Genomic DNA, 20,678 nt, shown 5'->3' with positions numbered 1-20,678 from the left:
CCCTGTTCATGAACCGTCCTACCAGCTGAGCGTTTGGTGCCACACCTCTAGGGACAACAGCGTCCAGATGCGCGGCTGCTCGTTGCGGTCACCCGAGTCGTGGTCGTCGAGCAGTGAACGCACTGCCGCGCGGTCGAAGGTCTTGCCCACGAACGACGTGGGCCCGGTCAGCAGGTCGTAGGCCATGTCGCGCAGGCCGTCGCGGAACCAGGCGTCGAGCGGCACCTTGAAGCCGGACTTCGGCCGGTCGACGATGTCGGCCGGCAGGTGCTGGCGCGCCACCTCCTTCACGACCCACTTGGTCGTGCCGCCGCGGACCTTCACGTTGCTGGGCAGCGAGAACGCCAGCTCGGCCACGCGGTGGTCGAGGAACGGCGGGCGGAGCTCCAGCGAGGCGGCCATCGACATGCGGTCGCCGCGCTCGAGGAGGTTGTCGGCGAGCCAGGTGTGCGAGTCGGCGTAGAGCATGCGCCGCAACGCGTCCCCGCGTCCGTTCTCGTACGGCGCCAGCACGGACCGGGTGGCGGGACCGCCCAGCAGCGCTGCCCGTTCGGACACCGTGAACGGGGCGAACCAGCCGCGCATGCGTTCGGCGTAGGACGGTTCGGAGATGGCGCGCAGAGCGACGCCCAGCCGTGCCTTGGAGGCGGGCAGGGCCTTCTCCAGGCGCTTCAACGCGAACGAGGGCGCCATGCCGGCGAGCCGGGTGGCCGCGGCGAAGCGGTACTTGGGGTAGCCGCCGAACAGCTCGTCGCTGCCCTCGCCCGACAGCACGACCTTCACGTCCCTGCGGGCCAGCTCGGCCAGCCGGAACACGGCCACGTCGGCGGGTTCGGAGAGCGGCGCGTCGCGGTGCCAGGAGAGCTTGGCCCAGCTGTCGCGGAAGTCGTCGGCGGTGACGATGACGTTGTGGTGCCGGCTGCCGACGAGCCCGGCGACCTTCTCGGCGTGGTGGATCTCGTCCACGCGCGGGTCGCCGAAGCCCGCGGAGAACGTGTGCAGCTCCGCGTCACCCCGTTCCCGCGCCACCAGAGCCGTGATGAGTGACGAGTCGACGCCGCCGGACAGGTAGGCGCCGACCGGCACGTCCGCGACCAGGGCGTCGCGCACGGACGCGGTGAGCGCCTCGTCCACGAGCCGCACGGCCTCCTCGGGCGTGACCTGCCGGATCTGCGACTCCCGCGGCAGCTCCCAGTACGCCTCGGTGCGCACCTCGCCCTTGGCCGTCACGACCAGGTGGTGGCCCTGCGGCACCTTCCGCACGCCTCGGACCAGCGTGTGCGGCGCGGGCACCGAACGGTGCGCCAGGTAGTCGTGCAGCGACTCGTGGTCGACCTCGGCCGCGCCGATCGCGGGCAGCAGCGCCTTGATCTCGGACGCGAACGCGAACATCTTCGAGTCCGCGTAGTAGTACAGCGGCAGGATGCCCAGCCGGTCGCGGAACAGGTGCGTCTCGCCGGTGTGGGCGTCGTGGATCGCGTAGGCGAACTGGCCGCGCAGCTTGGCGACCGCGGACGGCCCGTGCTGTTCGTACAGCGCCAGCAGGACCTCGGTGTCGCCGTTCGTGCGGAACGGGTAGGACAGCTCCGTGCGCAGCTGCCGGTAGTTCAGGATCTCGCCGTTGAACGCGATCGTCGTCGTGCCGGACGCGCCCGCCATCGGTTGCGGCGACCCGGCCAGGTCGATGATCGACAGCCGGGTGTGCGCGAAGCCGATCGAGCCGTCGGACCAGAACCCGTTGTCGTCGGGGCCGCGGTGGTGCAGCCGTTTCGCCATCTCGGCGAGTACCTCGCGCGAGACGGGGGCGCCGTCGAACCGTCTGATGCCTGCGATACCGCACATGTCCTAGCGCTCCCCGGAAGAGGACTTTTCGGCGATCTGCATGAGTTCCCGGGCACGGGAGTCCCACGACGAGGCCAGCACGGCCGCACGGCGTTCGGCCGGGGTCTTCAGGCCGCCGTCCTTGAGCGTGAGCCGAATCTGGTCGATGAAGTCGGCCTCGCCGTGGGCGATCCGGATGACGTCGCCGTAGCGCCCGACCTCGGGGAAGTCCGTCGACACGACGGCCAGGCCCAGGGCCAGGTACTCCTTCATCTTGATCGGGTTCGCGTGCTTGATCCAGTCGTTGTCCAGCCACGGCATCAGCGCCACGTCGAACCCGGAGCCGTAGCCGGGGATCTGGTCGTAGGACCGGAAGTCGAGCCAGTGCACGTTGGGGTACTTCTCGTAGCGCTCCATCGAGCAGGTCGCGTCACCGATCAGCACGACCGACGCCTCGGGGAACTCCTGCGCGACCTTCTCGATCAGGTCGAAGTCCACGAGGTAGTCGTCGAGGCTGCCGAAGAACCCGATGCGCGGGCCCGGGATGCCCGCGATGTCCGCGGGAAGTTCGGTGCGGCGGGTGAAGTGGCCGACGTCCACGCCGTGGTCGAGGAAGTGCGCGCGGTTTCCCGTCAGCGCTGACTCCTCTTCCTGGAGCGCGCGGCTCACGTACAGCACGGTGTCCGAATTGGACAGCAGCTGGTTCTCCAGCGCGGCGATCGTGCCCTGGTCGGCCTCGGGGAACGCCGAGTGCCGGTCGGAGCGGTTGAAGATCAGGCCCTTGGTCTTCATGGGCTTCACGACGTCCCACGCGGTGGGGATCGTGGCGACGACGACCGGCGTGCCCATCCGCAGGAAGAAGCAGACCGCCCTCACCTGGGTGCGGACCAGGACCGAGTTGAGCTTGCGCAGCCACGGCTTGCCGTAGAACGGCAGGGGAGCGGGCGTCATCACGTAGAAGTTCGGCGTGTCCTCGATGGGACGGCGCACGAGCTTCGCGACGCTCATGGCCTTGCGGAAGATCCGGCGCAGGAACTGCGTGCTCTTGCCGGGCGACGGCATCCGCAGGCCGATGCTGTTGACCAGCAACACCTTGCGGTGCTTGGCGACGCGGCGCAGCAGCTGGAAGTCCGAGTGGGCGCGGTTGTGGTACCACCAGTCCTGCGCGGAGAAGCACAGGTAGCTGGGGCCCTCGGAGGCCACTTCCTCCGGCCAGCGGCGCATGCGGAAAAGCCCCTTCAACGCGGTGCGGTGCTTCGGCGAACGCGCGCGAAGCCCTTCGTTCACGACCATGGCGAGCCACATGGAGGACGCGGCGAAACGCCCGTGCAGTTCGCGGTGCAGGCGGACCTTGTTCGAGGTGAGCATCGACCACAGCCGCGCGTTCGTGGAAACCTCGCCGCCGATGTGCGTGACCACCGCGCGCGGCTCGAACCAGACGCCGCCGGCCCGCATCATGTACTCGGTCTCCTCCGAATAGAGGAAGTAGCGTTCGTCCAAAAGGCCGTGCTTCTCGATGACCTCGCGCTTGACCAGCCACGCGCAACCCGTGGCCCAATGGGCGGCGTGCGCACCCTGGTAGGCCTTGGCATCGGTGACGGTCTCACCCAGGCCGATCCGGCCGGCCCTGGTGCCGCCGATGAGGGCTTCCGCGAGGGCGCCGGTGGCGGTCGGCTTGCGGCGCAGCGAGTAGGAGAGCGCGCCGCTCTCGTCGACCAGGCGAGGCACGACGATCGGCTTGCCGGCGGCGCGCAGTGATTCCACGGCTCCTGGGTGCAACCGGATGTCGGCATTCAGGATCAGGACGTCGTGACCTTCGGCTGCTTTGACGCCCAAATTCACGCCGGCGGCGTATCCGCCGTTGACCGGACTGCGCAGAATTTCCACGCCGGGTCGAGTGGCGGCCGCCACAGTGCCATCGGTCGAGGCGTTGTCGACGACGATCACCCTCACGTCGTCCGGCACCGAGTCCAGGCATCCCGCGATGACCTGTTCGCTCTGGTAAGTGACGATGACCACCGCGACAGGTGACCGCTCCACAACCGCTCCTCGCATTTGGGTCTCTTCGCGCTACATCGAGTGCTTTGCAACCTCCGTTACGAGAATCGGCGAAGGTGTAACCGTTTTGCCCTCGGAAACGAGAACCAGAGCGTGACGTCATCGCCTCACGTGTTGATCATCGTGCAGAACCTCCCCGTACCGCTGGACCGCCGGGTGTGGCTGGAATGCCGTGCCCTGACCAACGCCGGGTACGAGGTTTCGGTGATCTGCCCCAAGGGTCCGGGTGATCCCGCTTACCAACTCCTCGACGGAGTGCACATCTACAAGTACGCTCCGCCGCCCCAGGCCGAGGGCGCGCTGGGCTATGCGTGGGAGTTCCTGTACTGCTGGGTGCGCACGGCGTTGCTGAGCGTCAAGGTGCGTGCCCGCAGGCGGTTCGACGTCATGCAGGCGTGCAACCCGCCGGACACGTACTGGGCCCTGGCGCTGCTGTGGCGTCTCGGCGGCGTGAAGTTCGTCTTCGACCACCACGACCTCAACCCCGAGGTCTTCCTGTCGCGCTTCGGCGAGCCCGAGGGTGTCGCGGGCAAGGCGCAGTACCGGATCCTGAAGTGGCTGGAGCGCCGCACGTTCCGCACGGCCGACCGGGTGACGTCGACCAACACCTCGTACCAGAAGATCGCTTGGACGCGCGGCGACGTGCCGCCCGAGCACACCACTGTCGTGCGCTCCGGCCCGGACACCACCGTGATGCGGCCTGTCGAGGGCGTGGACGAGCTCCGACGCGGCGGCAAACATCTGGTGGCGTATCTCGGAATCATGGGACCGCAGGACGGCGTCGACGGGGTCCTCGAAGTCGCACGGAGAGTTGTCTTCGACCACGGCCGCACCGACGTCAGGTTCGCGCTGCTGGGCTTCGGAGACTGCCTCGAAGACCTGAAGAAGCAGGCCACGGCCTGGAAGCTCGATCCGTACGTCGAGTTCACGGGACGTGTCGGGCCCGAACAGATCAGCCGCTACCTGTCGACCTCGTCGGTCGGACTGGGCCCGGATCCGTTGTCGCCTTTGAACGACGTGTCCACTATGAACAAGACCATGGAGTACATGGCCTACGCGCTGCCGGTCGTCACGTACCGGTTGCAGGAGACCGTGGTGTCCGCCGGCGAGTGCGCCGTGTTCGTCGAGCCGGGTGACGTCGAGGCGTTCACGACGTCGCTGCTCGACCTGCTCGACGACGCCGAACGCCGTGCGCGCCTCGGCTTCGAGGGCCGGCGCCGCTGCGAGGCGGAGCTGGACTGGCGTCCGCAGGCCGAGAACTACGTGGCGGTGTTCGACGGGCTCACCGGTTTCGCCTCGCGCGGCCCGTTCCCCGACGGCAGGCCCGAGCTCGGCGCGGGCACCGACCAGTGGGGCAACAAGTTGATCGACGTGAGCGACGACGCCGCGCTCCGCGCGTTCGCCGTGAACCGAACGGGAGAATGATGTTCGTCAGAAGGATCGCTGTCGTCGGCACCGGCTACGTCGGTCTGACCACCGGTGCCTGTCTCGCCTCGCTGGGCCACCGCGTGGTGTGCGCGGACGTCGATGCGGGCAAGGTCGAGCGCCTTTCGCGCGGTGAGGTCGACATCCTCGAACCGCGTCTGGCCGAACTGGTGGCCGAGGGTCTGGCCTCAGGTCGCCTCTCGTTCGTGCTCGGCGCGTCGGCCGCGGTGGCCGACGCCGAGGTCGTGTTCCTCTGCGTGCCCACGCCCATGGGCGTCGGCGGCATCGCGGACCTCGCGGCCGTCGAGTCCGTTGTGGACGAGACGCGTGACCTGCTGCCGTCCGGCACCGTGATCGTCAACAAGTCGACCGTGCCGGTCGGCACGTCGATCCGCACCGCCGAACTGCTGCGCCGTGACGACGTCGCCGTCGTCTCGAACCCCGAGTTCCTGCGCGAGGGCTCAGCCGTGCACGACTTCCTGAACCCGGACCGCATCGTCGTCGGCTGCGACCAGCAGGACGCCGCCGAGCGCGTCGCCGCCCTGTACGCACGCCTCGGCGCGCCCACGGTCCTGACCGACGCGGCCTCGGCCGAGATGGTCAAGTACGCGGCGAACTGCTTCCTCGCCATGAAGCTCTCGTACGTCAACGCGGTCGCGGAGCTGTGCGAGCGCCTCGGCGCGAACATCACCGACGTCACCGAGGGCATGGGCTACGACAAGCGCATCGGCCAGGCGTTCCTGAACCCCGGCCCCGGCTGGGGCGGCTCGTGCCTGCCCAAGGACACGCACGCGATGCTCCAGGTCGCGGACGCCGCCGACTTCGAGTTCCGCCTGCTGCGCGCCACGATCGACACCAACGAGCGCCAGCGCCAGCGGATGGTCGAGAAAGTCCGCCTGGCCGTCACCGGCAAGCGCGGCGGCTCGCTGTCCCACGTGCGCCTCGGCCTGCTGGGCCTGACGTTCAAGGCCGGCACCGACGACCTGCGCGACTCCCCGGCCCTGGCCGTGGCCGCGCTGCTGAAGCAGGCGGGCGCGGAGCTCGTCGGCTACGACCCGGCGCTCACCGGCGGCACGGACCTCGGCCCGGTGTCCGTTGTGGACGATCCGTACCAGGCGGCCAAGGACGTCGACGCGCTCGTCGTGCTGACCGAGTGGCCGGAGTTCCGCTCGCTCGACTGGGCGCGCCTGGCCGAGACCGTGCGGCAGCCCGTGGTCGTCGACACCCGGAACATCCTGGACCCGGACGTCATCCGCCGGGCTGGCCTGACCTGCACGTCGCTGGGCCGCCGATAGTCCACTTGAGACGCTCTTCGGGGCGTTCGCCGTTCACGGCGAACGCCCCTTTGCTCACCACCGAGGCAGATCCGGCCCGTGGTGCGTGATGCCGGCGAAGAGGTCGGTCTCCGGCAACGGCGCGTTCGTGGTGTCGATGGCGCGGATGTAGGACTCGGCCGCGAACCGCTGCTGTGCCGTCAGCTTCCCGATCAGCGACTGGCTTTCGTAGCAGTGCAACGCCTTGCGCTTCACGTCGGCCACCGCTGACGTGTCGATCGTGGTCGTGGCGAGGCTGTCGTGCGCTTCCAGGTACAGCTTCGCCGGAATGCCGGTCTCCTTGACCGCGTGCTGCGCGACGCGTGCCGCGTGGACGTGATCGCGGTGCTGGTGCGGGTTGTGGTGGTCGTGCGTGACGACGACCTGAGGCCGGAAGTGCTCGATCAGCGCGGCCACCCGTCCCGCCGCGGTCTCGACGGGGATCGAGCAGAAGGCACCGGGCGGAACCTGACCCGTCTCGCCGGAGTCGTGATATCCCAACAGTTCCAGGTCTGTGATGCCGAGCACGTCGCACGCCGCGTTGAGCTGCGACCTGCGCCGTGCCGCCACCGCCTGCGGGTGGTGGTTGAGCTCGCCGGGCTTGACGCCGCCGGGCATGTCGCCCAGCTCGCCGCCCGTACACGTGACGAGGACGATCCGCACGCCCTGGCGGGCGTAGTGGGCCAGGATTCCTCCGGTCGACCGCGACTCGTCGTCGGGGTGAGCGTGGACGGCCATCAAGGTTCTCGGTCCATCGAACTGCACGCGGGGAAGTTACCTCGAAACTATTGTCTTGCCGGTGACCGACTTGCCGTCTGGCCTGAAGCCGCACGAACTCGCACAACACCTGCGCGGGCAGATCGAACGCGGGCACGCGTACGCCCGCGCGCGCAAGCAGCGGTTCAGGTGGAAGTCCGTAACTGTCCGACTGACCACTTTGGTGCTTTCGGCGGTGTCGACGATCATCCTCGGACTGCAGAACCTCGACCCCTGGACGGGCACGGCGTTCGCGCTGGTGGCGGTGGTGACCGTGGTGTCCGCTTTGGAGCCGTTCTTCGCGTGGCGCTCGTTGTGGGTGCTGATGGAGGAGGCCAGCTACAAGTTCCACCGGCTGGAGGACGACCTCTCGTACTACGTGGCGTCCACTCCTGCCGACGAGGTGGATCCGGAGCGCGTGCGGGAGATGTTCGAGCGCTACCAGGAGATCTGGGACTCGCTGAGCGGCCGGTGGCTGAAGTTCCGCGACAACGGCTGAGCGGGTGCCGTGGCCGGTAGAGTCGATCTCCGCTGTCCCAGGATCAGGGGGTTCTCATGTCGGACGCTTGGGCTTTGCTGATACCCGTCACCGCTCTCGTGGTGATCGTGCTCGGTGGGATCGCCGTGATGAAGCTGCAGAAGGCCTTGTTCGGCGCGCTGGGCACACGCACGTCGGACGCGGCACCCGGCGGCGGCCCTTTTTCCGGGTTCCAGCAGTCGCCGCACGAGAGCCGGGAGGACTTCGTGCGAAGGCACTGGCAGCGCCCCGGCGTGGTGGCCGACGGCGTGACCCTGGTCGATCTCTACGACCGCATCCGGGCCCTCGAGGAGCGCCTCGCCGAGGCCGAGCGCCGTTCCGCCTGACTGAGCCCGCGCCCCGCCCGCGCCGCCGGCGGGGGCTCGGCGGCGAAGGCGGTCACGGGACTACGGGGTGGGCGCGGGCTTGCCCTTGGCGTCCGGCGCGGCGGCGTCATGCAGGAAGTTGTCCTGCCACACCGCCCACTTGTGGGAGGCGCCCTTCTGGCTCACGTACGCCGCGCCCCACCCGGTGCCGGTGAAGCGGTTGTTGATGGACTTCATGTTGCGGCCGTAGACGTTGTCGAAGCCCGACTCCAGGCCGAGCTGGTAACCGCCGCCCTCCAGCAGGTTGCCCTCGACGGTGACGTTGTCGATGTCACCGCCGTAGGTCTGGATGAACAGGGCGCCGGTGTCGTTGCCGGTGGAGCAGTCGATGCGGTTGTTGCGGAACGTCAGGGTGCGGCCCGCGTTCTTGTCGAGCGGGAAGTCGCGGACGGTGGCGCCGTCGTTGTGCGACTCGCCGTCCGAGCGCAGGCCGCGGACGTAGTTGCCCTCGGCGAGGGCGCTCAGCGAGCTGCCGGTGTTGAAGAAGCAGATGCCGGAGCCCATGCCGCTGATGTAGTTGCGCTGCAGGGTGCCGACGCCGAGGAACGCGCAGGAGCCCGCGATGGTCTTGGCCGGGAGGGCCGAGCCGTCGATGTTCGAGTCGCGGATGGTGACGGGGGCGCCCGTCACCTGGCAGGAGTTGCTGCCGCACGGCCCGTTCGTCGTGATCAGCGGAGCCGTCTCACCGAGGTTCTTCGGGCGGATGCAGGACTTCTCGACGGTGATGTTGCCCGCGAACAGCGTCAGGGCCTGCTCGATGCGCTTGCCGGAGATCACGGTGCCGGCGGCGGGGGCGCCGGGTCCGGTGTAGAGCGGCAGGGAGTCGCAGTTCAGGCCGTGCGCGGCGAGACCGGTGTTGCCCTGGGTGAGCTTCCAGCCGGGGGAGCCGGAGGGGGCGGGGTTGTTGGCCGGGGGCTTCACCGGGCCGTTGGTGGCGGACTTCGTGGTCGAGCTGGGTGCCGCCGAGCTGCTAGGGGCGGCGGAGGAACTGCTGGGGGCGCTGCTCGAGGTGGCGCTGGTGCTGCTGTCCGCCACGGGTGTCGGTTGGGCCGCCTTGGTCGGGGAGCAGGCGGCCAGCACGATGACACCACCGGTCAGCAGTACGGCCAATCTCAGTCTCACGGCTGGTTCTACCTCCACGCGTGTTCACGACGGGGGACCGTGAACTCGCTAATTGTGTCGTCGGCCGTTGCGGAATGTGTACAGAACTCGCGCGACGGAGTTTCGTACGGGGCCGTTGAACGGTCAGCACACTGCACGGGACGACGGGTGGAGTCAAGCGGATCTCCTTGTGGCGCAACATCATCTTCCGCCTGGAAGGGAATGTTCGCTCCGCTTGAGCAGGTAGATCACGGTTTTATCACCGAGCCATATGAATTTTTGATGTGTGAGATCAGCGACCGAGGAAAGACGCGCGGCCCGGACCGTCCGTGAGGAAGCTGTGCACAGCGCGTGGCAGGTCCTCGGTCTCGAACAACGCCGACGCGATCGTCGTGACGTGAGCGTCGGCCTCCGGGACGCCACCGTTCTCGAAATGCGCGAGCACCTGTTTGGTCGCGAAGTGCGCCTGCGTCGGACCGGCCGCGAGCGACAGGGCGAACTGTTCCGCCGCGAGCGCGAAACCCTCGTCCGGAAACACCCGGTTGACGACGTTCCAGCGTTCCAGCGTCGCCGCGTCGTAAAGATCACCGGTCATCACGAACTCCTTCGCGCGGCCCACGCCCGCCCGTGCCGCCAGCCGCTGCGTGCCGCCCATCGTCGGCGTCAGGCCCACGACCTTCTCGACCAGCCCGAAACGCGCCGACGACGCGGCCAGGATCAGGTCGCACGCCACCGCCAGCTCGAAAGCCCAGGTCAGGCACAGCGCGTGCGCGGCGAAGACGGTCGGGATCGGCAATGCGGCGAGGCGCTGAGGCAGCAGCAGCATGCGGTCGAACAGTTGCTGCGCCTCCTCGCGGTACTCCTGCGCGGCGAACAGCGACACGTCCACGCCGCCCGACACGACCCGGCCCGAGGCGTTGACCAGCAACGCCCGCGCGTCTCCCAGCTCGTCCAGGGCCTCGTGGAACTCCGCGTCGAGGTCGAGGGAGTAGAGGTTGAGCGGCGGCGCGTCGATCGTGATGATCGCGAGCTCGTCGCGGCGGGTCAGGTGGATCTTCACAGGTGGCTCACAACCAATCGCGGCGCTTGAACATCAGGTACAGGAAGTAGGAGAGGCCGAAGATACCCAGCGTGGCGACCCAGACGCCCCACTTCTGCTCGAAGCCGGGGTACGGGACGTTCATGCCGTAGTAACCCGAGATCGCCGTCGGCACCGCGATGATCGCGGCCCAGCTGGTGACCTTCTTCATGATCGAGTTGAGCCGGTTTCCCTGCACGGCGACCTCGGCCTCGCGCAGGTTCGTGATCAGCTCCCGCATCGACTCGGTCAGCTCGGCCGTGAACAGCGTGTGGTCCTTCACGTCCAGGTAGTACGGCATCATCACGTCGTCCACGAGGTCGTGCTCACGGTGCAACAGCGACCCGAGCACCTCACGCATCGGCAGCGCGACACGCCTGAGCTGCACCAGGGCACGCCTGAGCTGCAACGCCCTGCGTCCGACGTGCGGCTTCTCCTCGTAGATGTGGTCTTCCAGGGCCTCGATGTCGTCGTCGAGGGCCTGTGCGGCGGCGTAGTGGCTGTCCGCGACGTCGTCGAGCAGCCCGTGCAGCAGGAACCCGACGCCCGACGAGGCCAGCTGCGGCGCGCTGTCCCACCGCCGCTCGACGCCCTCCAGGACGTAGTCCTCACTCTCGCGCACCGTCACGAGCGCATTCCGCGCCACGAACACGTCGACTTCGCACGCCTTGATCTCGTGCTTGTCGTACCGGACCGCGTACACGGAAAGGAACAGGTGAGTGGGATAGCGGTCGACCTTCGGGCGCTGCCGCTCGGAGAACGCGTCCTCGATCGCGAGCGCGTGCAACCCCAGTTCGTCGCGCAGCAGACCTATCTCGTCTTCGGACGGCGCGCAGAGGTCGAACCACACGACGGCGGAGTGATCTTCGAGACGCCCGGCCACCTCCGCGACGGGGAAGTCCCTGTCCACGAGTTCGCCGTTGCGGTACAAGCGGGTCCTGCCCATGGGTGACAACCATACGTAGATCTACTCAGATGTGAGGTTTCAGCCCGAGTTCCCGCTACCCTCGATCCGGTGAAGGTGGACCAACCACAGCGCATCGGGGACTACCTGCTCTTGGGCAGGCTTGGCCGTGGTGCCATGGGAACGGTCTACCTGGGGCAAGGCAGCGACGGACGCCAGGTCGCGGTCAAGGTCGCGCGCGCCGAGCTCGCCGACGACCCGCGTTTCCGCGAGCGGTTCCGCCGCGAGGTGCAGATGGCCCGTGCGGTCGGTAGCGCCGGCACGGCGGCGGTCGTGGACGCCGACACGCGTGCGCCCCGGCCGTGGATGGCCACGGAGTACGTGCCCGGCCCGACGCTCCAGGAGGCCATCGAACGGCACGGTCCGTTGCCGGAGCACCATTTGAGACGCCTCGCCGAAGGTCTGGCCGAGGCGCTCACCGCCATTCACCGGGCGGGTCTGGTGCACCGCGACCTCAAGCCGTCCAACGTGCTCCTCGGAGCCGACGGACCCCGCGTCATCGACTTCGGCATCTCGCGCGCGATGGAGCACACGGCGCTGACGGAGACCGGCATGGTCTTCGGCACGCCCGGCTTCCTCTCGCCCGAGCAGATCACCGGCCAGGACGTCGCGTCCCCGAGCGACGTCTTCGCCCTCGGTGCCGTGCTGGTCTACGCGGCGACGGGCAGGGGCCCGTTCGGCGAGGGCCCGACCGCGACGCTGCTCTACAAGGCCGCCCACGGCGAGCCGGACATCGACGGCGTGCCCAAGCCGCTGCGGCCGCTGGTGCAGAAGTGCATGCACCGCGACCCGGCCAAGCGCCCGGAACCGGCCGAGGTGACGCGCCTGCTGTCCCAGGTCGTCACGCCGAAGGCGCCGACCAGCAAGATGCCCGCCCCGATGACGCCGGCCGCCGCGACGTTCTCGACGTCGCGGTTCGTGCCGATGGCGTGGGGTGGCCTGAACCTCGCCGTGGCGCTGCTCGCCGCCGCGATCGCCGACCCGGCCGCGCAGGCGAACGGTGCCACCCAGCTGCTGGCGCTGGCCGCGTTCTGCGTGCTCATCGTGCGCGCCGTGCGGTACTTCAGCGCCGCCGCGCGCCGCAAGGTCGTGATCGAGATCAGCCGAGAGGGCATCGCCACGACGCGCAACGGCAAGTTCCACCAGTACTGGTGGTACGAGCTCGCACGGGTGCGCGTCGTGCCGCACAAGAAACGGCCGTGGGTCGTCGTCTGGCTGAAGGACCCGGCGCCGCGCCGCTTCTTCGGCGCGCACCACGGCGGTGTGCGGGTGTTCCCGATCGCCCACGAGCGCACCAGGAGGCGGCGCGAGCGCGACGTCGCCGAGCTGCGCGCCGCCCTGGCCTGGTACCTGCCGCGGAGCTACGACGGCCGCTGATCGGTCCACTCGTAGGTGATGGTGACCGAGGTCGTCACCGTGTCCGCCGGGATCCGCGGGTCGTTCGACCCGCGCTCCTCCATGCCGGTGACCTGGCCGGTCGCCGGGTCGACGGCGAACGTCCTGGCGCCGCCGTCGGTCGTCACCTTCCCGTTGTCCCAGCGGATCTGGGGCGACTCGGCGATCCGGCGGTACAGCGCGGCCTTCTCCTCGTTCGTGGTGAACGGCGAGAGCATCGCGGCCACGGCGTCCTCCAGCCTCCGCTTCGGCTCGGTGCTCAGCGGCTGCCCGGCGGTCTCCTCCTTGCACGGGGTGCTCGCGCAGAACGACTCCCACAGCGAAGGGTTGCGGGAGTAGTTGGTGAAGTCCTCGACGGGGCGCCGCGCGCCCGCGACCGGCCGCTGGCCGCCGGTCGGCCTGCGGTAGATCACGACCATCTCGTCGGCGGCGGTGGGCAGCCACACGACGTACTCGAACTCGATCGCCGAGGACGCGTACGGGTCGCCCACTCCCATCACGTGCCAGATGCGGTAGGTGATGCGCTGGTACTTCGCCGCCGGCTGCTGCGCCACCTCCAGCAGCGTGGCGGCCTCCTGCAACGAGGCCGCGGGCTTCACCGGCAGCGTCGCGGGCGCGTCCCGCGAGACCGGCCGCAGCAGCACCACGAGCCCGGTGATCATCACCACCGCCACGGCCGCCGCCGCGATGCCGACCCACCGTCGTGAGCGGGAACGCGGCTTCTCGGCGAACAGCTGCTCGCGCAACCGGGCCAGCCGCACGTCGTCGCTCGCCCGCACGGGGTACAGCTCGGCGAGGTCGTCGTCCAGCACGTCACGCATGTTCCACTTCCTTCAGCTTCGCGCGCAGGCGGTGCAGACGGGACCGCGCGGTGCCGGGGTTGAGGTCGAGTGCTTCCGCGGTCTCCTGCACGCTCAGGCCGGCCAGCGACACGAGCAGCACCAGGTCGCGGTCGGTCTGGGACATCCGGGCCAGCTCGCGGGCGATCCGGCGCAGGTGCGCGCGGGAGTCGACGCGGGTGACGACCGTGTGCTCCAGCGACTCGGCGACACCGAGGTCGACGCCGTACCGCTCGGAGGTGCGCAGCAGGCGGTTCTCGCGCTTGGCGTGCCCGCGCAACAGGTTCGTGGCGATGCCGTAGAGCCAGCCGACCACACTGCCCTTCTCCGGGTCGTAGCCCTCCTCGCCGCGCATGGCGGCCAGGAAGGTCTCGCTGACGAGGTCGTCGGCCACGTCGGCGCCCACCCGCCGCGCCAGATACCGGTGCAACGGGTGGGCGTGCTCGTCGAACAGCTCCGCGAACATCACGCCCCCAGTTGGCTTCTCGCGGCACCGGTGTTGCAGTGACCTGAATCACAGTGGACGGCCTTTCGATGATGGTCCCATGACCAACTGGACCGTGACGGCCACCGCCGCCGCGCAGTCGCCGCTCAACCGCGAGTACAACGCGGAGATGATCAGCCGCTACTGGGGCAGGCCGGCGAACGACGCCGAGATCGACGCGTACGAACGCGACGAGCAGGACCACGACGTGCCGGTGTTCCTCGTCGTGTCGCGCGATGGCAACGATGTCGGCTGTCTGGGCATGCGCTTCCTCGACGACGGTGTCGGTGAGCTGACCCGGATGTTCGTCCGCGCGCCGTTCCGCGGACAGGGTGCCGCGTCGGCGCTGCTCGCCGCGATGGAGGCCGAGGCGAAGGCGCGCGGCATCACGACGTTGCGGCTCGACACCCGCAAAGATCTCGTGGAGGCGAGGAGTCTCTACGCCAAGCACGGCTTCGCGGAGATTGCTCCGTACAACGCAGCCGAGTACTCCGACCACTGGTTCGAGAAACGGCTAACGTCCGCTCGCCCGGTCGCGATGTCCTGAAGGGTCGGGATGACTCGCAGGAGGCATTGAAATGCGGTTGCGTCCACTGGTGATGGCGGTTGCCGTCACCTCGGCACTGGTGGTGACCCCGGCCCAGGCGGCACCCGCCGGCCGGGTCCTGGGGTACGTCGCCAACAACGGCGGCGGGGTGTCGGTGATCGACACGGCCACGAACGCGGTGTCCACGACGATCGCCGACGGCGGCGGCGGTTCGCCGTACATGGCGGCGGTCGCGTTCGACGGAACTCGCGGCTACGTGACGAACTCCGTGCAGAACACGCTGACGGTCATCGACACGCCGACCAACACGGTCGACAAGTCCATTCCCGTCGGGACCCAGCCCGCGGGCGTCGCGGTCGCCCCCGGTGGCGGCTTCGTCTACGTCACCAACTACCTGGGCGGCACGGTGTCCGTGGTCGACACGGCCACGCTGACGGTCACCGCGACCGTCTCGGTCGGCTCGAACGCCGACGGTGTCGTCGTCACGAAGGACGGTTCGGCCGTCTACGTCACGCACGACCTTCCAGGGCCGGGCAAGGTCTCGGTCATCGACACGACGTCCAACACCGTCGTCGCCACGATCGGCGTCGGCAACGCGGCGACCGCCATCGCGGCCTCGGCGGACGGCAAGCGGATGTACGTGGTCAACAAGGGTTCGGACAGCGTCTCCGCCATCGACGTCGCCTCGCGCACCGTCGTCGGCACCGCGTCCGTCGGCTTCACGCCGCACGGCATCGCGCTGACGCCGGACGGCACCCGCGCGTACGTCACGAACAGCGAGTTCGACTCGGTGTCCGTCGTGGACCTCACGACGATGGCCGAACTGCAGAAGATCTTCGTCGGCGACCGCCCGATCAGCGTGGCGCTCACGCCGGACGGCGCGAGCGCCTACGTCACGAACTTCAACAGCAACTCGGTGTCGATCATCGACACGGCGTCGAACACGGTCACCGGCACCCTCGCCGTGGGCCAGCACCCGGTGGGCATCGCGATCAACTTCGTGCCGCCCGCCACGTCGAAGCTCGTGGGCGGGTCCGCCCAGCTGCAGTTGCGGCTCCTCGGTTTCACGGTCCGCTCGCTCGACGCGACGCTGACCGACAAGCACACCGGGGTGCCGGTCGCCGGCCAGCAGGTCGTCTTCCGCACGGTGAAGGGCAACCCGCTCTGCACCGCGACGACCAACTCGTACGGCAAGGCCACCTGTGACGCGCAAGTGTCACTGCTGGTCGGTCTCTCCACGCTGCTGCAAGGCTTCACGGCCTCGTACGCGGGCAACAACGAGCACGGCGGTGCCTCTTCGCACGGGCACATCGCATTGCTCTAGTGGTGTGGCAGTGGTGGTGGGCCTAGGCCGCCATCGGCACGTCGAACCGGAGCGCGTCCACGTAGTCCGCACAGGACTGCCTGGACGCGACTCCGTGGACGACCTGCCAGCCGGCGGGCACCTGGAGCACCGCGGGCCAGATCGAGTACTGGCCCGTCGGGCTGACCAGCACCAGGAACATGGTGTGAGCCTGTGCGAACGGGGAAGTCATGCTCCCAGAGTGACCTGCGACACCTATGGTTCGGCTATCTCCCCGCTCAAGCTCACCCGACCGCGCGGTTCCCGATCTCGGCCCGCGTGTGATTACGTGGTGCACGTGACTGTGGAACAGGTGGTCCTCCTGGCCGAGGACGGTTCGGCCATCGGCGTCGAGGACAAAGCAGTGGTGCACCACGCGGAAACCCCGCTGCACCTGGCGTTCTCCAGCTACGTCTTCGACTCGGCGGGCAACACCGTGCTCACCCGCCGCGCGCTGCACAAGAAGACCTTCCCCGGTCTGTGGACGAACACCTGCTGCGGCCACCCCCTCCCGGAGGAGGACATGGCCCAGGCCGTGCTGCGGCGCCTGCGCGACGAGCTCGGCATGAAGGTCTCCGAGCCCGAACTGCTGCTGCCGGCCTTCCGCTACCGCGCGGAGATGGACGGCGTCGTCGAGAACGAGATGTGCCCGGTGTTCCGCGTGCTGTCCGACGACGAGCCGGTCCCCAACCCCGACGAGGTCGACTCGACCGAGCGGGTTCCGTGGAGCGAGTTCGCTGCGAGCGTGCTGGACGGCACCCGCGAGATCTCCCCTTGGTCGCGTCTGCAGGTCGCCGCACTCGTGGAACTCGGGCCCGATCCGCTGGCGTGGCCGGTCGCGGACCGGGCCGGGCTCCCTAAAGCCGTGCGGCTCGCCTCACCACTCCAGTGATCCGCCGTTCTGGTACTCGATGACCCTGGTCTCGAAGAAGTTCTTCTCCTTCTTCAGGTCCATCATCTCCGACATCCACGGGAACGGGTTCTCGGCCGGCTCCCACACCGGCTCCAGGCCGAGCTGTGCGCACCGGCGGTTCGTGATGAACCGCATGTACTGCTCGCACAGCTCGGCGTTGAGACCGAGGATGCCGTTCGGCATGGTGTCGCGGCCGTAGGCGATCTCCAGCTCGCACCCCTCCGCGAGCATGGTCCGCACCTCCTCCTGGAACGCGTCGTTCCACAGGTGCGGGTTCTCAATCTTGATCTGGTTGATCGCGTCGATGCCGAAGTTCAGGTGGATCGACTCGTCGCGCAGGATGTACTGGTACTGCTCGGCGACGCCGACCATCTTGTTGCGGCGGCCGAGCGACAGGATCTGCGCGAACCCGGTGTAGAACCACATGCCCTCGAAGACCACGTAGAACGCGACGAGGTCCTTGAGGAACGCCTGGTCCGTCTCGGGCGTACCGGTCCTGAACGCGGGGTCCTCCAGGTGTTGCGTGAACTGCAGCGCCCACACCGCCTTGTCCGTGATGGACGGGATCTCCCGGTACATGTTGAACAGCTCGCCGTCGTCGAGGCCGAGCGACTCGCAGACGTACTGGAACGTGTGGGTGTGCACGGCCTCCTCGAAGGCCTGCCGCAGCAGGTACTGGCGGCACTCGGGGTTCGTGAGGTGGCGGTACACCGCGAGCACGATGTTGTTGGCCACCAGTGACTCGCTGGTCGCGAAGAAGCCCAGGTTGCGCTTGATCATCAGCCGTTCGTCGTCGGTGAGACCGTCCTTCGACTTCCACAGGCCGATGTCGGCCTGCATGGAGACCTCGGTCGGCATCCACGCGTTGTTGCAGCCGGCCAGGTACTTCTCCCACGCCCAGTGGTACTTCAGCGGCAGCAGCTGGTTGACGTCGGCGCGACAGTTGATCATCGCCTTGTCGTCGACGGAGACGCGCGCGGCGCCTGCCTCGATCAGGTCCTCGGTCATTGGCAGGCCTCGCACTCGGGGTCGGTGATGGAGCAGTTCGGGTCGGCGGCGGAGGGGGAGACGGCGTTGAGCTTGCCGTCGGTGCCCTGCAACGTGGACTTCTCCACGTGCGTCGCGCTCTGCGTGCGCAGGTAGTACGTGGTCTTGAGGCCGCGCAGCCACGCCAGCTGGTAGAGCTCGTCGAGCTTGCGGCCGCTCGGCTGGGAGAGGTACAGGTTCAGCGACTGCGCCTGGTCGATCCACTTCTGCCTGCGTGAACCGGCCTCGACCAGCCACGAGCTGTCGACCTCGAACGCCGTGGCGTACAGGGCCTTCAGGTACGGCGGCACCCGGTCGATCGCGCCGAGGCTGCCGTCGTGCAGCTTCAGGTCCGACACCATCCGCTCGTCCCACAGCCCGCGCTGCTCGAGCGCCCGCACCAGGTGGGGGTTGACCACGGTGAAGTCACCGGACATGTTCGACTTCACGTACAGGTTGCGGTACAGCGGCTCGATCGACTGGTTGACACCGGTGATGTTCGCGATGGTCGCGGTCGGCGCGATCGCCATCACGTTCGAGTTCCGCATGCCCTCGCGGGCCATCGCCCTGACCGGCGCCCAGTCCATCGTGGACTCGCGGTTCTGCTCCAGCTCACCCCCGGCGCGCGTGGCGGCCAGGATCTCGATCGAGTCGATCGGCAGGATCCCCCTGCTCCACAACGATCCCTCGAACGACGCGTAGGCGCCGCGTTCCCGCGCCAGCTCCGCGCTCGCGGAGATCGCGTAGTAGCTGATCTCCTCCATGCTGCGGTCGGCGAACTCGACGGCCTCCTTCGACGCCATCGGCGTGCCGAGAGTGAACAGCGCATCCTGGAAACCCATCAGCCCCAGGCCCACGGGCCGGTGCTTCAGGTTGGAGTTCCTGGCTTCCGGGATCGTGTAGTAGTTCACGTCGATCACGTTGTCGAGCATGCGCACCGCCGTGCGCACGGTCTTCTCGAGCCGCGCGTGGTCGATGCCGTCCACTGTCACGTGCCGCGCGAGGTTGACACTGCCGAGGTTGCAGACCGCGACCTCGTCGACCGCCGTGTTCAGGGTGATCTCGGTGCACAGGTTGGACGAGTGCACGACACCGCTGTGCTGCTGCGGCGAACGCAGGTTGCACGGGTCCTTGAACGTGATCCACGGGTGGCCGGTCTCGAACAGCATGGTCAGCATGCGCCGCCACAGGTCGACGGCCCGCACCCGGCGGAAGACCTTGATCTCGCCGTTGTCGGCCATCTCCTCGTACGCGCGGTACTTCGCCGCGAACTCGCTGCCGAAGGCGTCGTGCAGGTCCGGCACCTCGTCGGGCGAGAACAGCGTCCACTGGCCGTTCGCGCGCACGCGGCGGATGAACTCGTCCGGCACCCAGTTCGCGGTGTTCATGTCGTGGGTGCGGCGGCGTTCGTCGCCGGTGTTCTTGCGCAGGTCGAGGAACTCCTCGACGTCGATGTGCCAGGTCTCCAGGTAGGCGCAGACAGCGCCCTTGCGGCGCCCGCCCTGGTTCACGGCCACCGCGGTGTCGTTCGCGACCTTGAGGAACGGCACGACGCCCTGCGACTTGCCGTTGGTGCCCTTGATGTGCGCGCCGATGCCGCGCACCGGGGTCCAGTCGTTGCCGAGGCCGCCGGCGAACTTGGAGAGCAGCGCGTTGTTGCTGATGCCGTGGAAGATGGCGGCGAGGTCGTCGTCCACGGTTGTGAGGAAGCACGACGAGAGCTGTGGGCGCGTGGTGCCCGAGTTGAACAGGGTCGGCGTCGAGCACATGAAGTCGAAGCTCGACAGCAGCTCGTAGAACTCGATCGCGCGGGCGTTCCTGTCGTCCTCCTCGAGGGCCAGGCCCATCGCGACGCGCATGAAGAACGCCTGCGGCAGCTCGTAGCGGCGGTCGTCGTGGTGCAGGAAGTAGCGGTCGTAGAGCGTCTGCATGCCCAGGAACTGGAAGTTCAGGTCGCGGGACGCGTCGAGCGCGGCGCCGAGCCCGGCCAGGTCGAAGTCGGCGAGGCGCGGGTCGAGCTGACCGAGTTCGATGCCGTGGCGGACGAACTGCGCGAAGTACTCCGGGTAGCGCTCGGTCATCTCGGCGTGCGACAGGGGGATTCCGCAGGCCTCGGTGCGGAGTTTGTCCAGCAGCAACCGGGCGCTGACGTAGGAGTAGTCCGGGTCGTGCTCGACCATCGTGCGGGCGGCCATGATCGGCGCGAGCGCGAGCTCGGCGTCGGTGATGCCGTCGTAGAGGGTCCGCTTGGTCTCGGCCAGAACCGCCTCGGCCGACGCGTGGGGCAGGTCGGCGCAGGCTTCGTCGATGACCACTGAAAGGCGGTCGGGCACGCTCTCTCCTCCGAGATCGGCCCGAGGAAACGCGTGCGCGCACCAGCGGTCGCCACCACTGGTGCACACAGCCGCCCTCCCTCGGGGCACCGTGTCGTGCGCGCAGGCTTGCGCGCACACCAATGGCAGGTCTTCGGACTCGTGGGCGTACCTCTGGCGCCTACCGGCCGTCGCTTCCCAGGTCTCGCGACCCAGTGCTTCGTTGACGGCTTTCGTTCCCACTCACCGCTGCGGGGCAGTCCCGGATTCCCACCGGGTTCCCTCTTGCCTCACCGGCCCGGTTGATCCGAGCCCGTGAACCACTAGCGCGGCAGATACTACATGTGGTGGTGAAGTCTGGATCACCACCCAATATGCGCGTGTCGTGGGCTAGGGTCGAG

Annotated in this window: 19 protein-coding genes and 1 riboswitch; of the genes, 8 read left to right on the top strand and 11 right to left on the bottom strand. The window is 68.4% G+C overall.

Annotated elements, in window-relative coordinates:
- Positions 1-18: 18 nt before the first annotated feature.
- On the bottom strand, positions 19-1,842 hold the full coding sequence (gene asnB / locus LX88_RS26130) for an asparagine synthase (glutamine-hydrolyzing) (protein ID WP_258950439.1): 1,824 nt from the start codon (positions 1,840-1,842) through the stop codon (positions 19-21).
- Positions 1,843-1,845: 3 nt separating this feature from the next.
- Positions 1,846-3,861, bottom strand: coding sequence for a glycosyltransferase (locus LX88_RS26125; protein ID WP_258950438.1), 2,016 nt, complete (start codon positions 3,859-3,861; stop codon positions 1,846-1,848).
- Between the two features lie 111 nt (positions 3,862-3,972).
- On the opposite strand from LX88_RS26125, the gene LX88_RS26120 reads away from it, so the two are divergent.
- Both LX88_RS26120 and LX88_RS26115 read left to right on the top strand, forming a co-directional pair.
- Complete coding sequence (locus tag LX88_RS26120) at positions 3,973-5,304, top strand: glycosyltransferase family 4 protein (RefSeq protein WP_258950437.1); 1,332 nt, start codon at positions 3,973-3,975, stop codon at positions 5,302-5,304.
- Positions 5,304-6,599 (top strand): UDP-glucose dehydrogenase family protein, encoded by a 1,296-nt coding sequence (locus LX88_RS26115; protein ID WP_090069157.1) that lies wholly within the window; start codon positions 5,304-5,306, stop codon positions 6,597-6,599. Before LX88_RS26120 ends, LX88_RS26115 begins: the two co-directional genes overlap by 1 nt.
- Positions 6,600-6,653: 54 nt before the next feature.
- On the opposite strand, the gene LX88_RS26110 is transcribed toward LX88_RS26115, so the two are convergent.
- Positions 6,654-7,355, bottom strand: coding sequence for a PIG-L deacetylase family protein (locus LX88_RS26110; RefSeq protein WP_258950436.1), 702 nt, complete (start codon positions 7,353-7,355; stop codon positions 6,654-6,656).
- A 61-nt stretch (positions 7,356-7,416) separates the two neighbouring features.
- Between LX88_RS26110 and LX88_RS26105 the strand changes: the two genes are divergently transcribed.
- Positions 7,417-7,872, top strand: a complete 456-nt coding sequence (locus LX88_RS26105; RefSeq protein ID WP_258950435.1) for an SLATT domain-containing protein — start codon at positions 7,417-7,419, stop codon at positions 7,870-7,872.
- A gap of 56 nt (positions 7,873-7,928) precedes the next feature.
- Entirely contained in the window at positions 7,929-8,237 is a 309-nt protein-coding gene (locus tag LX88_RS26100; RefSeq protein WP_258950434.1) for a hypothetical protein, read from the top strand.
- Between the two features lie 60 nt (positions 8,238-8,297).
- Here LX88_RS26100 and LX88_RS26095 read toward each other — a convergent pair whose 3' ends face one another.
- The 3 genes from LX88_RS26095 to LX88_RS26085 form a co-directional block, all read right to left on the bottom strand.
- Positions 8,298-9,398: a right-handed parallel beta-helix repeat-containing protein gene (locus LX88_RS26095; RefSeq protein WP_258950433.1), complete on the bottom strand. Its 1,101-nt coding sequence runs from the start codon at positions 9,396-9,398 to the stop codon at positions 8,298-8,300.
- A gap of 271 nt (positions 9,399-9,669) precedes the next feature.
- On the bottom strand, positions 9,670-10,437 hold the full coding sequence (locus LX88_RS26090) for an enoyl-CoA hydratase/isomerase family protein (protein WP_258950432.1): 768 nt from the start codon (positions 10,435-10,437) through the stop codon (positions 9,670-9,672).
- A 7-nt stretch (positions 10,438-10,444) separates the two neighbouring features.
- Positions 10,445-11,401 carry a magnesium transporter CorA family protein gene (locus tag LX88_RS26085; RefSeq protein WP_258950431.1) on the bottom strand — a complete coding sequence of 319 codons (957 nt, stop codon included), beginning with the start codon at positions 11,399-11,401 and terminating at the stop codon, positions 10,445-10,447.
- Positions 11,402-11,470: 69 nt separating this feature from the next.
- Between LX88_RS26085 and LX88_RS26080 the strand changes: the two genes are divergently transcribed.
- Positions 11,471-12,796, top strand: coding sequence for a serine/threonine-protein kinase (locus LX88_RS26080; RefSeq protein ID WP_245983686.1), 1,326 nt, complete (start codon positions 11,471-11,473; stop codon positions 12,794-12,796).
- Here the strand turns inward: LX88_RS26080 and LX88_RS26075 are convergent.
- Both LX88_RS26075 and LX88_RS26070 read right to left on the bottom strand, forming a co-directional pair.
- Complete coding sequence (locus LX88_RS26075) at positions 12,781-13,635, bottom strand: hypothetical protein (protein ID WP_258950430.1); 855 nt, start codon at positions 13,633-13,635, stop codon at positions 12,781-12,783. The genes LX88_RS26080 and LX88_RS26075 overlap by 16 nt on opposite strands.
- The gene (locus tag LX88_RS26070) at positions 13,628-14,119 is read right to left on the bottom strand and encodes an RNA polymerase sigma factor (RefSeq protein ID WP_258950559.1); all 492 of its coding nucleotides are present in this window, start codon (positions 14,117-14,119) and stop codon (positions 13,628-13,630) included. The genes LX88_RS26075 and LX88_RS26070 overlap by 8 nt, the downstream gene beginning before the upstream one ends.
- Positions 14,120-14,198: 79 nt before the next feature.
- Between LX88_RS26070 and LX88_RS26065 the strand changes: the two genes are divergently transcribed.
- A complete protein-coding gene (locus tag LX88_RS26065; protein ID WP_258950429.1) occupies positions 14,199-14,684 on the top strand; it encodes a GNAT family N-acetyltransferase in 486 nt (161 codons plus the stop codon).
- A gap of 31 nt (positions 14,685-14,715) precedes the next feature.
- Positions 14,716-16,008: a choice-of-anchor I domain-containing protein gene (locus LX88_RS26060; protein ID WP_258950428.1), complete on the top strand. Its 1,293-nt coding sequence runs from the start codon at positions 14,716-14,718 to the stop codon at positions 16,006-16,008.
- A 22-nt stretch (positions 16,009-16,030) separates the two neighbouring features.
- On the opposite strand, the gene LX88_RS26055 is transcribed toward LX88_RS26060, so the two are convergent.
- A complete protein-coding gene (locus tag LX88_RS26055) occupies positions 16,031-16,219 on the bottom strand; it encodes an MbtH family protein (RefSeq protein WP_030475476.1) in 189 nt (62 codons plus the stop codon).
- A gap of 111 nt (positions 16,220-16,330) precedes the next feature.
- Between LX88_RS26055 and idi the strand changes: the two genes are divergently transcribed.
- A complete protein-coding gene (idi, locus tag LX88_RS26050; RefSeq protein WP_258950558.1) occupies positions 16,331-16,918 on the top strand; it encodes an isopentenyl-diphosphate Delta-isomerase in 588 nt (195 codons plus the stop codon).
- Here idi and LX88_RS26045 read toward each other — a convergent pair.
- Together LX88_RS26045 and LX88_RS26040 are read right to left on the bottom strand one after the other, a co-directional pair.
- A complete protein-coding gene (locus LX88_RS26045; protein WP_258950427.1) occupies positions 16,904-17,947 on the bottom strand; it encodes a ribonucleotide-diphosphate reductase subunit beta in 1,044 nt (347 codons plus the stop codon). The genes idi and LX88_RS26045 overlap by 15 nt on opposite strands.
- Positions 17,944-20,298, bottom strand: coding sequence for a ribonucleoside-diphosphate reductase subunit alpha (locus LX88_RS26040; protein WP_258950426.1), 2,355 nt, complete (start codon positions 20,296-20,298; stop codon positions 17,944-17,946). Before LX88_RS26040 ends, LX88_RS26045 begins: the two co-directional genes overlap by 4 nt.
- Positions 20,299-20,405: 107 nt before the next feature.
- Positions 20,406-20,617, bottom strand: a riboswitch (cobalamin riboswitch).
- Between the last annotated feature and the right edge of the window lie 61 nt (positions 20,618-20,678).

Origin of the sequence: Lentzea californiensis, from assembly GCF_024648825.1 — a bacterium.
GTDB classification, from domain to species: Bacteria; Actinomycetota; Actinomycetes; order Mycobacteriales; family Pseudonocardiaceae; genus Lentzea; species Lentzea californiensis.
This window is presented reverse-complemented; position numbering and strand designations above follow the sequence as displayed.

Bases quoted from the DNA above. Each gene is read 5' to 3' on its own strand.
- asnB (WP_258950439.1), bottom strand. From the start codon at position 1,842: ATGTGCGGTATCGCAGGCATCAGACGGTTCGACGGCGCCCCCGTCTCG.
- LX88_RS26115 (WP_090069157.1), top strand. From the start codon at position 5,304: ATGTTCGTCAGAAGGATCGCTGTCGTCGGCACCGGCTACGTCGGTCTG.
- LX88_RS26110 (WP_258950436.1), bottom strand. From the start codon at position 7,355: ATGGCCGTCCACGCTCACCCCGACGACGAGTCGCGGTCGACCGGAGGA.
- LX88_RS26100 (WP_258950434.1), top strand. From the start codon at position 7,929: ATGTCGGACGCTTGGGCTTTGCTGATACCCGTCACCGCTCTCGTGGTG.
- LX88_RS26085 (WP_258950431.1), bottom strand. From the start codon at position 11,401: ATGGGCAGGACCCGCTTGTACCGCAACGGCGAACTCGTGGACAGGGAC.
- LX88_RS26075 (WP_258950430.1), bottom strand. From the start codon at position 13,635: ATGCGTGACGTGCTGGACGACGACCTCGCCGAGCTGTACCCCGTGCGG.
- LX88_RS26070 (WP_258950559.1), bottom strand. From the start codon at position 14,119: ATGTTCGCGGAGCTGTTCGACGAGCACGCCCACCCGTTGCACCGGTAT.
- LX88_RS26065 (WP_258950429.1), top strand. From the start codon at position 14,199: ATGACCAACTGGACCGTGACGGCCACCGCCGCCGCGCAGTCGCCGCTC.
- LX88_RS26060 (WP_258950428.1), top strand. From the start codon at position 14,716: ATGCGGTTGCGTCCACTGGTGATGGCGGTTGCCGTCACCTCGGCACTG.
- LX88_RS26055 (WP_030475476.1), bottom strand. From the start codon at position 16,219: ATGACTTCCCCGTTCGCACAGGCTCACACCATGTTCCTGGTGCTGGTC.
- LX88_RS26045 (WP_258950427.1), bottom strand. From the start codon at position 17,947: ATGACCGAGGACCTGATCGAGGCAGGCGCCGCGCGCGTCTCCGTCGAC.